A 13269-nucleotide genomic window follows, 5' to 3' on the forward strand; every position below is an offset into this window, starting at 1 on the left:
TAGTTAGGTAGTTACCACACAAACCTATCACCCAGGAGGAACTCATGCTCGTGTCCCAGTTAACCAAATTGACGCTGGATATTCAAGGATTTCGTGTCGGTCGGGTTCAGGGTGATACGAGCGGGATCACCGTAGATATAGCCCCAGACCGGCGTCATCTGCTCTTTTGCAGCCGCTGCGGTAGCGCTGCCAAGTATCGGGATACCCTTACAAGTCGCTATTTTCGCCATGTCCCTCTTTGGGGGATCCCTGTATGGCTCCGGTACAGCCCCCGCAGAGTTCGGTGCGGACATTGTGGCGTCAAGGTGGAGTATTTCCCCTGGAGCACAGGCAAACATCGGTTCACAACGGCTTTTGCCCACTTCCTGGCTTCGTGGGCCCGGTTACTGCCCTGGAAACATGTAGCACAGCTTTTTGGTTGCTCCTGGGGTACCGTGGCCGCTGCTGTTGACCAGATTGTCGAGTATGGTCTGGCCCATCAAGATCTCTCGAATCTGACGCACATTGGGATTGACGAAATCTCCCGAGAAAAGGGCCAAGTATACCTAACCAATGTCTACGACCTGAATACCTCCAGACTCGTATGGAGCGGGGAAAAACGGACAAAGGCAACAATTACCAACTTCTTCACCTCGCTTGGCCCTAGCAAGATCGATAAGCTTGAAGGGGTCTGTTGCGACATGTGGGAGCCGTATACCCAGGTCATTCAAGACAAGGCCCCGAAAGCGACGATGGTCTTCGACAAATTCCACATTGTCCGGCATCTCAATGAAGCCGTTGACCAGGTCCGTAGAGACGAGATCCGGGAGAAGGGCCAAAAGCACAAGGATCTGGTTAAAGACACCCGATATATCTGGCTCAAGAACCCGTGGAACCTGACTGACAAGCAGGCATCTCGGTTGAATGCACTGGAAAAACTCAATCTCAAAATCAACAGGGCGTATTTACTCAAGGAATCATTTCGCCAGTTCTGGTCGTATGAGTGCAGGACTTCAGCCAAAGATTTCCTCGACAAGTGGTTCTGGTGGGCGACGCATTCCAGGCTGAAGCCAATGCGAAATTTTGCTTGGATGCTGCGCCGCAAAGAAGAAAATATTCTCAGTTATTTCGATATGCCCATCAGCAATGGCTCGGTGGAAGGCCTCAACAATAAGGCTAAAGTCATTAGTCACAGAGCATACGGGTTCAGGTCGGCCAAGAACTACATCCGGAATCTGTACCATTGCATGGGCGGGCTACCTGAACCCCAAATTATGCACAGATTTGTGTGAGGAACCAAGCAATTTTGCTGCCAGGGTGTGAAGAGTGTTGTGAAGTCAATTCTAAAACTATAGTATTTTTTTGACACAAAATTCTATGAAATTTTATAGTACAAACCCTATTTGATTGTGATAACCCAAAACTGACCAGGTAGCCCGGGGTGTGATCACCGAAATTTGACCACCTCCAGCACCCCCTTCATCTTGGGAAAGCCAACTCAATCCAAGATGGAGGAAAGGAGGTATGCTGAAGGTGGAACAATTTGAATTTATCCGTACCAGCTATCGTGTCTATGGTCTGTCCATATCTGAAATCGCCCGGAAAACCGGGCACTCACGAAACACGATACGCAAGGTCCTACGCAACGAGCACAGCGGCTATGCCGCCAGGAAGCAGCAACCGATGCCGGCATTAGAGGGCTTTGCGGGGGCCATCGATTCTTGGCTTGAGCAGGACAAGCAAAGGCCCCCAAAGCAGCGGCATACCGCGAGGCGGATCTTTCGCCGGCTGGTCCATGAGCACGGTTTCCAAGGCTCAGAGCCGGCAGTACGGCGCTATGTGCGCCAAGCAAAAACTCGAATCGGTCTTGGGGCAAAGGGGGCTTTTGTCCCCGCAGAGCCGGACGCGGGCCTGGAAGCCGAAGTGGACTGGGGCGATTTCAAAGCCTACATCGCCGGAAAACTGACCCCGCTCAAGCTCTTCTGCATGCGCTCCAAGTATTCCAGCACAAGCTTTGTGCGGGCCTATCCAGTCGAGCGGCAGCAGGCCCTTATTGATGCCCACATGCAAGCTTTTGCTTTTTTCGGCGGTGTTTTCCCCACGTTGATCTATGACAACATGACCGCTGCGGTCCAAAAGATTCTCAGAGGCAAAAAGCGCATTGAACAGGACGGCTTTGCCAAATTCAGAGCCCACTATACCTTTGATGCTGTCTTTTGTAATCCTAGGGCAGCGCATGAAAAAGGCGGTGTTGAAGGCCTCGTGGGCTACGCCCGACGTAATTTTCTCACCCCGGTGCCTGATGTTGATTCTCTCCAAGAACTCAATGAGTCACTGTTGAGCCAGTGTCTCCTCTATAAAGAGCAGCATATCGTCTCCGGGCAGGAATATACCGTTGGTCAGCGTTTTGAGCATGAAAAGCACCGGCTCCTGGATCTGCCTGCTCAGCCCTACAGCAACACCATTTCACAGTCGGGCAAAGTAAACCATTATGGCACAGTCATATCGGACAAAAACCACTACTCCGTGCCCTCCCGGTATGCGGGGCTGAAAGTCCACCTGAGCCTCGGCGCGCAAAAGGTCGAGGTATTTTACGATGGACGCCGCATTGCCTGCCATGACCGCGTTTACGGGAACAACAAGTGGGTGCTTGACCCTGATCACTACCTGGATCTGTTGCAAACGCGTCCCAGCGCCTTTAGCTCGGCCAAGCCCATCAAGCAGTGGCGTGCTGAGTGGCCGGCAAGCTTTGAACGGCTCCTCCAGCGCTTACGGCAAGCACAGGGGATAGGCAAAGGCACCAAGGACTTTATCAGTGTGCTCAAGCTCTACCGCGAGCATGCATCCGAGGACGTCGAGCGGGCTGTCCAGCGCGCTCTGGAGGCGGGCGTTAGCAGCGGCGAAGCCGTGAGGCACCTTCTCCGGCCACAAATCCCTGAGCCTGTTAGCGGCCCCGTTCCAGGGTGGAGCAGCTTTGTCCCTGCGGATATCTCAGTGTATGGCGAGCTCGGAGGTGTATCATGAACCCCGCGGTCAGCGTCACCCTCAAGGAGAACCTCCAGAGCCTGAACCTCTCCCAGATGGCCAAGGAATTGGAGTCCTTTCTGCGGCAGGCTCGCGAATCGGGCATGGACTATGCCGAGCTGCTTTTGCAGATGACTGACCATGAAATGCGGATTCGGGCTGACAACCGGCTCAAGCGCCGCCTCAAAGAAGCCAAGTTCCCTTTGATCAAGACCATAGAGGGGTTTGACTTTGAGATCACTGCCGACCTGGACAGGCGGCTGATCCGGGAGCTTTGCAGCGGCGAATATGTCAAAGAGCACAAAAACGTAATCTTCCTGGGCAAAAGCGGTACAGGCAAAACCCATCTGGCCACAGCCCTTGGTGTGGAGGCCTGTCGCCAGGGAGTCCGCACTCGATTTGTCACAGCCTGCGGCCTGGTCAACGAACTCATCGAGGCCCGGCAGGAAAAGGATCTGCAGCGCATCCTCAAGCGCTATGGTCGCTATGGGCTGCTCATCCTCGATGAGCTGGGGTACATACCCTTTTCCCAGGAAGGGGCGGAACTGCTGTTTCAGGTGCTTGCTGAGCGCCATGAACGCGGTTCTGTGATCATCACCAGCAATCTCGGCTTTGGGGACTGGACCCAGGTTTTTGGCGACGCCAACCTGACAGCAGCCCTTCTTGACCGGCTCACCCACAAGGCCCACATCATTGAGTGTTCTTGGCAGAGCTACCGGCTACAGGAGGCGCTGCAAGGCCAGGCAAACAACTAAGACCGGCCGCTTCCCCACCCCCGGGGGTGGGGAAGGCTACCCTGAAACAACCCCAGGGGGGTGGTCAAATTTGCGTTATCACGCCTGGTCAATTTTGGGTTGTCACTACGACTATTTGACATGCAAATTTTATTAAGCCTGTAAATTCAAAACTGTTTTATTAATTGCTTTTATGAAAAATTAAATACAATCATGAGCTTGAGTCAAGAGATTTTACTGAATAGTATCCATAAGATAAATAAAACACATTTATATTTATTTTTTGGTTCCTCACACAAATCTGTGCATAATTTGGGGTTCAGGTAGCCCGCCCATGCAATGGTACAGATTCCGGATGTAGTTCTTGGCCGACCTGAACCCGTATGCTCTGTGACTAATGACTTTAGCCTTATTGTTGAGGCCTTCCACCGAGCCATTGCTGATGGGCATATCGAAATAACTGAGAATATTTTCTTCTTTGCGGCGCAGCATCCAAGCAAAATTTCGCATTGGCTTCAGCCTGGAATGCGTCGCCCACCAGAACCACTTGTCGAGGAAATCTTTGGCTGAAGTCCTGCACTCATACGACCAGAACTGGCGAAATGATTCCTTGAGTAAATACGCCCTGTTGATTTTGAGATTGAGTTTTTCCAGTGCACTCAACCGAGATGCCTGCTTGTCAGTCAGGTTCCACGGGTTCTTGAGCCAGATATATCGGGTGTCTTTAACCAGATCCTTGTGCTTTTGGCCCTTCTCCCGGATCTCGTCTCTACGGACCTGGTCAACGGCTTCATTGAGATGCCGGACAATGTGGAATTTGTCGAAGACCATCGTCGCTTTCGGGGCCTTGTCTTGAATGACCTGGGTATACGGCTCCCACATGTCGCAACAGACCCCTTCAAGCTTATCGATCTTGCTAGGGCCAAGCGAGGTGAAGAAGTTGGTAATTGTTGCCTTTGTCCGTTTTTCCCCGCTCCATACGAGTCTGGAGGTATTCAGGTCGTAGACATTGGTTAGGTATACTTGGCCCTTTTCTCGGGAGATTTCGTCAATCCCAATGTGCGTCAGATTCGAGAGATCTTGATGGGCCAGACCATACTCGACAATCTGGTCAACAGCAGCGGCCACGGTACCCCAGGAGCAACCAAAAAGCTGTGCTACATGTTTCCAGGGCAGTAACCGGGCCCACGAAGCCAGGAAGTGGGCAAAAGCCGTTGTGAACCGATGTTTGCCTGTGCTCCAGGGGAAATACTCCACCTTGACGCCACAATGTCCGCACCGAACTCTGCGGGGGCTGTACCGGAGCCATACAGGGATCCCCCAAAGAGGGACATGGCGAAAATAGCGACTTGTAAGGGTATCCCGATACTTGGCAGCGCTACCGCAGCGGCTGCAAAAGAGCAGATGACGCCGGTCTGGGGCTATATCTACGGTGATCCCGCTCGTATCACCCTGAACCCGACCGACACGAAATCCTTGAATATCCAGCGTCAATTTGGTTAACTGGGACACGAGCATGAGTTCCTCCTGGGTGATAGGTTTGTGTGGTAACTACCTAACTACCCGAGAGGGCTCATGCTTTTCAAGTTTTTGGCCTCAAGTCAGGCACAGATTTGTGTGAAGAACCTATTTTTTTACTGTATTATTTGTAACTGGCTTTACATGTTTATATTTATTAATAATATTTTTATACATTGGCTCATTAAGCACATAAATATGTGCAACTTCATCTGCATAAATCAAATGCCAGTCTTTTTTCTCAAGTAAATAGCGAGACAACAACGACTCGGCGTTAAAAAAGACCCATTGAATATTATATTCTTCAAAAACGTTTTCCCACCCCTTTCCCAGTCTGATTATCTTTATATAATTCCTCAGGTGCTCGTTACCGTACATATCGCTCCGGCCATCAAAAAAGACCTTATATTCCGGGTAAGCTGAATAGATGACGTAGTCTCCAAATTCATCGTCATTGAACATATTCCCGGGAATATGTTCATTTTTAATAAATTCAACCGCCTGCACCGGCTTGCTTTCGGGATCAAAGGAGTGGTTGATTGCGCCAAAAGCAGTGACAAGTATGATCAGGCCAAGGATTAAAGCAGGCCATAGAAAACCACGTGCTGTCTTATCATTCTCAGCAAAGCTTTCTGATTTGACATTTAAAAAATGGATTATTGGGTTCTTGGCTTGCTGAGCAAGAACTTCAAGGCGCTTCAACAGAATAGGTGCGACAATGATGGCAAACAAAGGGATATAGCGAACAGAATACAAGGACATATAGGTAAACCCAAGGACCAGAAAAAGCTCGATCACATTGAGTCTCCACTTGTTGGTCATGAAGACCGCCAGGGCAAGTATAAAGAAGTACTTGAAGACAAAAAAATCCTGAAAGTTAGCGGGTCTGAATTCATTGACATGGGACGTCAAGAACGAATTGCCGACTAGGTCAAAAGGAAAGAGCAAAATATGATAACCAAAAGGATTGACCAGGGAGACAGCCAGGCAGGCGAAGATAACGATAGAATATGTTTTTAGTTTGCGACCTGTTCTAAATTTATCTGCATTTTTATCTAAAAAGTAATAGACAATATTGCCTGTAAGATAGGTCCCGAGGAGGAGGAAGCCGATAATATACCCACCGTGCAGGTTGACCCAAAGGAGCATAACGAAGGGGAAAAAAAAGAGATAGTTCTTGTTGTGATATTCATATCTATCTATAATAAAATATGAAATAACTGTAAATAGCAATGAAAATACATGCGGGCGGGCCAGAAAGTGGATGGTGGAAGTCGAGATCACCAGCAACACCATTGCTGTTGTCAACAAAAGATGGTCATGGTCTTGACGCAAAAATTTGAGAAACAGATAGTAAGTCAAACCGAGGATAAAAGCATAAAAAATGACTATCCCGGTCAATCCCATAGCGTTATGGACAAAAGCCATGATGACCTCAGAGAGCCATTCGTGAGCTGTCCATTCCGGTGCTGGGACAAGAAAGGAAAACATGTCTACTCGAGGAATTGACCAATTTTCTAAAATATATTCTCCGGCCCGGATATGAAAGCCAGTATCGCCGTCACTTAACAGCCCTTGGCCAAGTGAGGAGCTTAGAGTGATTAAAAGTATAACGAAAATGAGGTCAGCAAACGAGGGTAAAATGTAGGGAGTGTTTTTTTTCATGAGACTTTCCAATAAGATTCATTCATCTTTTGTTTGGAATTGTGGGCCTGACCAATGTGATTTTTATTATTCGCTTAGCCTTCCGGTTTTGACTTCCTCTGATCCATAAGGGCATGTCACTGACATTTCATATTCACCATTTCTCCCGCAATTCCTGAACCCTTGCCCTGACCTCCGAGCCGACATTCTTTCCTACAACACCTTTTTTGAAAACCAGCCATGGATTGTCCCAATAGGCGATTTCAAACTCATCGTTGTTCACCAGGTCCTCGATTGAGTCTAGGTATTCATTACGGTCCATCTGCAGGTGATTGTCCAACATCCCAATTATGTATCGGCGCCTTTCTTTGCTTTTATAGTTGTGGATATTTTTTGTTGGCGATTTCATTCTAAGGATGATTGCATCTGACTGCTCAACCCTTTTAGGATATTTATATATATCTGATTTGTTTGAAAAATGAGCTCCAACATTGGCTTGAACAGAAACTGAACAGTCTTGGACTAAGTATTGTATTTCCTGCACACGCGGGTCTGGAAGGCTCAGAAGAGTAGCAGGAGCCCAGACATTTTTGGCTCCTGGCAGTGGAAAAGGGGCAAAGACATAGCCCAGCCCTACGCTGGCAATTAGCACAAATACAGATATTTCAGTGATGGAAAATCGTTTTTGCCATTTGGAAAGCTTATATACTCCGTAGATGGCAGCAGTTGTGAGTATGGGAATAAGAGCTGCGCTGTGGTAGGCGATAGGGCTTCTCGGCATGGGGTTTGAAGATAACATATTGGCTGCCAAATCAGCTATTCCTGGCAAAAGAAATCCTAATCCTAAAAGAGGTAAAAACAAAAACGGTAAAAGGAGAATAATTAAATATCCCAGTCCGCCCATGGAGATCATGATTGTTTTCAAAAGAACGAAGGGCTGGGTAATAAGCGTTTCCATCATTTGACTCAGGGAATCTCCCAACCACCCGTACCGGCTCGCTGTGCCTAAACCCTCAGCCAACATTGGGTGGCTACCTGTAGGGGACAGGGACGGCATGATGACTTCAAAGACCAAGTAAAAATGAATTATACCAATGATGACTAGACCGATTCCTTGTTTCCATTGCCTGTTGTGTACCCACCATAGCAGGCCAAAGCCAATGATCAGGATACCTAGGTGTTCCTTGCAGGCTAGGATAAAAATTGAAGAGAAAAGCATAAGCTTGAAATTTTTAGACTCTGTAGCAACAAATCCCAATGCGACAAAAGGAACAGCCAATGTTATTGTGTCTACATCCCATGCTACGGCATTAAGCAGAAAAGGATTAATTAAAAATATAAAGCTCCATATCAGAGCAAGTTTTTCAGATTCAAGTACACGCTGTGCTAAGTTAAAAATGATCAATCCTGTTATAGAAATAGCGAGTGTTTGACCAATTATAAACCAAGTTGATGTTGGATATATAGCATAAAACGGTAAAAATATAAGATGTATAGGATCAAAATGAACAGAGTAAGTAGAGAAAAATTTCCCTGTTTGAATTATATTTATGATTTCACGTTCGTATTTTGCCATATCAACAAAAGTAGTTAAGAACCCCCAGTGCCGGGACAGTCCAGCTAATAAGAAAACGACAAAATGAAAAAACGTGATCAAAAAAAATAATTGCTTAAATTTGGTCATTATAATAACTCATTTTGAAATTCAGAAAAAATATATAAAAAGTACATTAAAAAAGCATAAAAGAATAAGAAAAAAATAATATTTTTTTTTCAAGGTGCCAAAAAGGTGATTGCTAAAAATTTGAAAGTTTGTCTTAAGAAACGACTTGTGATGTATGTAAGATCATTATGCCATTTGAGACGCCTCTTTTTTTCCAAAAAAAAACACATTTTGCAAGTCAATATTAGGCGGCCCGGTGAGTGTCTTGTAGGAAGACACTTGCAGATTTGAATATAAAAAGTTAATAGGGGGCATTATGAAGCTCATCATTCAGATCCCCTGTTATAATGAGGAAGACACTTTGCCTTTGACCTTAAGCGAGCTGCCACGGCATGTTCCGGGTTTTGAGGAGGTCGAGTGGCTAGTGATCAACGACGGGTCCATCGACAAAACGGTCAAAGTAGCCAACGAGAACGGGGTAGACCATGTCATCAGCTATACCTCCAACCGTGGGCTCGCTCATGCGTTTCGCATCGGTTTGCAGGCCTGCCTGGACAGGGGTGCAGATGTGATTGTGCATACGGATGCAGACAATCAATACGCCGCGAGCAGCATACCTGATCTGGTTTTACCAGTACTTAGGGACGAAGCTGATTTGGTAGTGGGGGACCGGCAGGTCTGGAAACACCAGGAATTCGGATGGTCCAAAAAATTCCTACAAGATTTGGGCAGCAAAGTGGTCAGCCATCTGTCCCGGATTTCTGTACCAGATGTCACCAGCGGTTTCCGGGCCTTCAGCCGGGAGGCGGCACTAACCCTGAATGTACTCAGCCGGTATACCTATACCCATGAGACGATTATTCAGGCTGGAATGCAAAATTTGAAGGTGGTTTCTGTTCCAGTCAAAGTCAATCCGGCCACACGTCCGAGCCGACTGTTCCGTTCTCAAACTGCTTATGTCCTTCGCAGCGCCGCCACCATCCTGCGGGTCTATACCATGTATCGGGCCCTACGAGTCCTTTTGACCATTGCCACACCCATTTTCTTGGCCGGATTCGGGCTGGGAATTCGATTTTTGTATTTTTACATGACGGGAAACGGAAGTGGCCACATCCAGTCCCTTATACTCTGTGCCGTACTCCTTAATCTTAGCTTTTTCCTGGCCCTCATTGGCATTTTGGCAGATTTGATTGGTTGCAACAGACGAATACTTGAGGATTTGCTTTTGCGCGTCAGGTTAAACGGAAGTATTATTACTATAGATAAGACGTCGTCTCGAATAAGTGATAAGAAAAAGACAATAAAGTATTATAAGTGAACATCAAACAGTATTATTAAAAATTAAAGCTCAATACATATCTCTATTCATTACTACAGCTTGACAGTGGAGAGGAGAATCTCAAGGACAGATATTTCTGGTATGATTTTCGTTAAAAAATAATTCTTAAAGAAGCGAGCAAGTGAGTAGCAACAATTACGGCCGTATTCTCTGCCTGACATCTAACTTTCCCCGCTGGGAAGGCGATAGCACCCCCCTATTTATCCTTAACCTGGCAAAAGACCTGCAATCCCTGGGCTGGACAGTGGATGTTCTGGCTCCGCATGCACCTGGAGCTGCCAAAAAGGAACGTATCCAGGGCTTACAGGTTGAGCGCTTTCAATACTGGTGGCCAGCGGTGAGACAAAACATATGCTACCAGGGAGGGGCGCTAGTCAATCTACGAAAAAACAAAGCAGTCTTCAGCAAACTGCCATTTTTTTTGTTTTTTGAATGGGAAGCCCTATACCATCGTCTTTTATCCAGGAAATACGACTTAGTGCATTCCCACTGGCTCCTTCCTCAAGGATTTATAGGAGCTATGGCCACACGTTTGGCCTGGGTCCCTCATGTGGTCACCATTCACGGCGGTGATGTGTTCGGTTTGCAGCAAAAAATTTTTACGCCCTTCAAGCGCTTTGCTCTGAAGCAGGCGGATACAGTCACAGTAAACAGTTCAGCAACGCAACAGGCAGTGGAATCGCTCACACCTGGGTTGAAGAATGTGCGCCGTATTTCCATGGGTGTGGATCTGCCTGAGGCATCTCAGGAGGATACCAAAGTACAAAGTCTGCGCCGGGAATATAAACAGGGCAAAGGCCCACTAATTGTGTTTGTGGGACGGGTGGTGGAGGAAAAAGGGATTGAAGATCTGATTCGGGCTGTTCCGCTCATTGTAAAAAAATGCCTAGACGTGCAGGTATTGGTTGTGGGCGAGGGCCAGGACCGCCCAGCCCTAGAAAAATTAGTTTCTAATTTGGGTTTGACTGACAGAATTTCATTCACCGGCTGGGTGAAGGCGGAAAAGGTGCCGACATACCTGGCGGCTGCTGATGTCTTTGTCGGACCTTCTAGGCAGGCTAGTGACGGTTGGGTTGAAGCTCAGGGTTTGACTTTTTTGGAGGCAATGTCAGTAGGCACTCCTGTGGTGGCTACCAGAAGCGGTGGAATTGTTGATTCGGTAATTCATGAACAAACAGGTTTGCTGGTTGAAGAAAGGTCGCCAAGTCAGATTGCTGAGGCTGTGCTTCGGCTTGTGTTAGATCAGGCATTAAGTCAAAAGTTAAAAACCTTGGGCCGGAAATTGGTCGAGAATGAATATTCTCGGGGCGAAACAGTAGCGCAATTTAGCGATATTTATCGAAGTTTAATCTCAAAAAAAGTAAAACAATCTCAATTGTAATAATATTATATTGAGTGCATTATTTTAAAGGAAAATAGCACCCATTTACGCTAGGTCGTTTTAGTCTAAAAAATTAACCCGAAGGCCACTATTAGGTTACAGTAATTTTAGCTAGCCACTCTGGTTCATTTCCGTATCCAAGTTCTTGCATTTGAACTCCACAAATTTCTGATAACTGCTGCGAATGTAATTTATTCCATTGTCTCCAGTTTGGGAATAAATTTCTGTTAGTAGAATTTATGCGCCTACGGAGTAAATTGGGTTGAAAGTTGTACTCGAAATGAGTTCGTTCAAAAGAAGTTATAAAATCAAGAAGTTTTATAAAAGATTTATCGCGATCAGAAGTAAGAAATAGATCTTCATAACGCACAAGAAGAGTGTTATTATCTTTTTTGGTAAAGGTAAGGATCTGATCATATACTCTGGACCAAGTCCAGCAAAGCTTTGAAAATTGAGACATGTCCTTCCAAATCCTAGAAAAAGCCGTGTCCCCAACCATTTGGGGATCTAATCGACGATACTTAAGTCGGGTGACCATGTCCCTAGATCCAAAATGAGACTCATGATTTATCCATGATGAAACCCAATCCCTTGGGTCTCGCACAATAGCTATCACTTTATATCTATCAAATACTTGCTCCAAGGCAGGCAATATACCATACCATTGATAGTATGATTCAACGATCAATTTTTTCTCTATTGATTTGTAATACTTTTCGCGATGATTGATTATTGCCTCACAAAGATGCGTATAGCTAATATCTCCAGAATAATATTTTTGAGTCAAATTACGTATTCCAGTTTTTTTTAAGGCTCGACCCAGAATCATATGGTAAAATCCAAAAGTTCTGATGCGCTGCCATGTTTTTTTATTGATGCCAGTAAAAACATCAGGTTCGTGCACTGAAAAAGCGTCATGGATCATCTTGTCCAACCGATTGCCCAAAAATGACGTTCCGGTTCTGCCACCAGAAACAATAAAAACAAAGCACTTATTTTTAGCTTGTATCTTCATATTTCTTTTCTGCTTTTACGTTGAAAAAGCCCAATACTTAAAGCGCTCGGAAAAAGTATTAACAAACCAAGCACCCGATTCAGCGCAGCTGCCAAAAAACCAGAAGCAGCAGCTAACCCCACAATAGGGGCTAGTCCCGCAGATACTCCTTCTCGAAAACCCAGTCCAGCAGGAACTACAGACACTACCGAACCGACAATACTCCCAACGACAAATACAGCAGCCTGCCCAAATCCAGCGCTGATCCCAAGGGCCAGAAGGCACAACCAAAGGCGCAAGGCCCCCAGAAAGACCATGAACAAACGCTGTAATACTGCCAGGCAATAAGTTTTCATCGGGATGTTTCTCTTCCCGGCCCACACTAGACTTCCAAAGCCTGTACCAAGCCCGACAACGAGAAATATCCATTTCATCCAAATCTCGTAGGGTAGCAAGCAAATGCCAGCAAAAAGTAATGCGATAGCCGCCCAGATAAAGGCAAACAGAAAGTTGATTGTAATCCCGTCTTTGTAGCTGATTTTATAGCTTTTTAGGGCTATGACCCTCGTAGCCACGCCACCAGGAAGGGGGAGCATATTGGCAGCTGACGCAATGATCGATATTTCCAATGCCCGGGGAAAGGGAATATTGCGATGCATAAAGGCGCCGGAGAGCTTGAATTCAAAGGCATTGCCCACTATGGCCAGCGGGACGCCAACCGCAAGAACCACGCAAGCCAGCCCCCAGCGGATATTATGAAGAAGATTAGGTTGGCTTTTGATGGCAAAAGTTAATCCGATTGCAAATCCGAGAGCCCCCAGAATCAGAGCAATCCGTCGAAAGCCCTGGCGCTCGCTTGTGTCCTTAATGTTTGTTCCAAACCGGCATAAAAATCTTAGATTCAGTAAGTACCTCATTTCTTTATATTTGATGAGTGAATGACAGGTATGACCCAAATAATTGTAATATTATTTGGGATATTACTGATCATCT

10 protein-coding genes are annotated in these 13269 nt (G+C 46.4%); 5 read left to right on the top strand and 5 right to left on the bottom strand.

Features of this window, described 5'->3' with window-relative positions; all coding sequences use genetic code 11:
• The first annotated feature begins 44 nt into the window (after positions 1–44).
• The 3 genes from DRET_RS05885 to istB all read left to right on the top strand — a co-directional run bounded on the left by DRET_RS05885 (position 45) and on the right by istB (position 3758).
• Positions 45–1271: an ISL3 family transposase gene (locus DRET_RS05885; protein ID WP_015751054.1), complete on the top strand. Its 1227-nt coding sequence runs from the start codon at positions 45–47 to the stop codon at positions 1269–1271.
• 232 nt (positions 1272–1503) lie between these two features.
• A complete protein-coding gene (gene istA / locus DRET_RS05890; protein WP_015751455.1) occupies positions 1504–3003 on the top strand; it encodes an IS21 family transposase in 1500 nt (499 codons plus the stop codon).
• The gene (istB, locus tag DRET_RS05895) at positions 3000–3758 is read left to right on the top strand and encodes an IS21-like element helper ATPase IstB (RefSeq protein WP_015751454.1); all 759 of its coding nucleotides are present in this window, start codon (positions 3000–3002) and stop codon (positions 3756–3758) included. The genes istA and istB overlap by 4 nt, the downstream gene beginning before the upstream one ends.
• Positions 3759–4028: 270 nt before the next feature.
• Here the strand turns inward: istB and DRET_RS05900 are convergent, their stop codons facing one another.
• From DRET_RS05900 to DRET_RS05910, 3 genes are all read right to left on the bottom strand, one after another.
• Positions 4029–5255 (bottom strand): ISL3 family transposase, encoded by a 1227-nt coding sequence (locus tag DRET_RS05900; RefSeq protein ID WP_015751006.1) that lies wholly within the window; start codon positions 5253–5255, stop codon positions 4029–4031.
• A gap of 108 nt (positions 5256–5363) precedes the next feature.
• Positions 5364–6920 carry a hypothetical protein gene (locus tag DRET_RS05905; protein WP_015751613.1) on the bottom strand — a complete coding sequence of 519 codons (1557 nt, stop codon included), beginning with the start codon at positions 6918–6920 and terminating at the stop codon, positions 5364–5366.
• Between the two features lie 133 nt (positions 6921–7053).
• Complete coding sequence (locus tag DRET_RS05910; protein ID WP_015751614.1) at positions 7054–8583, bottom strand: DUF2079 domain-containing protein; 1530 nt, start codon at positions 8581–8583, stop codon at positions 7054–7056.
• Positions 8584–8878: 295 nt separating this feature from the next.
• On the opposite strand from DRET_RS05910, the gene DRET_RS05915 reads away from it, so the two are divergent.
• Both DRET_RS05915 and DRET_RS05920 read left to right on the top strand, forming a co-directional pair.
• Complete coding sequence (locus tag DRET_RS05915) at positions 8879–9880, top strand: glycosyltransferase family 2 protein (protein WP_015751615.1); 1002 nt, start codon at positions 8879–8881, stop codon at positions 9878–9880.
• 142 nt (positions 9881–10022) lie between these two features.
• Positions 10023–11282 (top strand): glycosyltransferase, encoded by a 1260-nt coding sequence (locus DRET_RS05920; protein WP_015751616.1) that lies wholly within the window; start codon positions 10023–10025, stop codon positions 11280–11282.
• 91 nt (positions 11283–11373) lie between these two features.
• Here DRET_RS05920 and DRET_RS05925 read toward each other — a convergent pair whose 3' ends face one another.
• Both DRET_RS05925 and DRET_RS05930 read right to left on the bottom strand, forming a co-directional pair.
• Positions 11374–12297 (bottom strand): sulfotransferase domain-containing protein, encoded by a 924-nt coding sequence (locus DRET_RS05925; RefSeq protein ID WP_015751617.1) that lies wholly within the window; start codon positions 12295–12297, stop codon positions 11374–11376.
• The gene (locus tag DRET_RS05930; protein WP_015751618.1) at positions 12294–13193 is read right to left on the bottom strand and encodes a lysylphosphatidylglycerol synthase domain-containing protein; all 900 of its coding nucleotides are present in this window, start codon (positions 13191–13193) and stop codon (positions 12294–12296) included. The genes DRET_RS05925 and DRET_RS05930 overlap by 4 nt, the downstream gene beginning before the upstream one ends.
• Positions 13194–13269: the final 76 nt, after the last annotated feature.

The organism is Desulfohalobium retbaense DSM 5692, from assembly GCF_000024325.1.
Lineage (GTDB): Bacteria > Desulfobacterota > Desulfovibrionia > Desulfovibrionales > Desulfohalobiaceae > Desulfohalobium > Desulfohalobium retbaense.

Bases quoted from the DNA above. Each gene is read 5' to 3' on its own strand.
- DRET_RS05885 (WP_015751054.1), top strand. From the start codon at position 45: ATGCTCGTGTCCCAGTTAACCAAATTGACGCTGGATATTCAAGGATTT.
- istA (WP_015751455.1), top strand. From the start codon at position 1,504: ATGCTGAAGGTGGAACAATTTGAATTTATCCGTACCAGCTATCGTGTC.
- istB (WP_015751454.1), top strand. From the start codon at position 3,000: ATGAACCCCGCGGTCAGCGTCACCCTCAAGGAGAACCTCCAGAGCCTG.
- DRET_RS05900 (WP_015751006.1), bottom strand. From the start codon at position 5,255: ATGCTCGTGTCCCAGTTAACCAAATTGACGCTGGATATTCAAGGATTT.
- DRET_RS05905 (WP_015751613.1), bottom strand. From the start codon at position 6,920: ATGAAAAAAAACACTCCCTACATTTTACCCTCGTTTGCTGACCTCATT.
- DRET_RS05910 (WP_015751614.1), bottom strand. From the start codon at position 8,583: ATGACCAAATTTAAGCAATTATTTTTTTTGATCACGTTTTTTCATTTT.
- DRET_RS05915 (WP_015751615.1), top strand. From the start codon at position 8,879: ATGAAGCTCATCATTCAGATCCCCTGTTATAATGAGGAAGACACTTTG.
- DRET_RS05925 (WP_015751617.1), bottom strand. From the start codon at position 12,297: ATGAAGATACAAGCTAAAAATAAGTGCTTTGTTTTTATTGTTTCTGGT.
- DRET_RS05930 (WP_015751618.1), bottom strand. From the start codon at position 13,193: ATGAGGTACTTACTGAATCTAAGATTTTTATGCCGGTTTGGAACAAAC.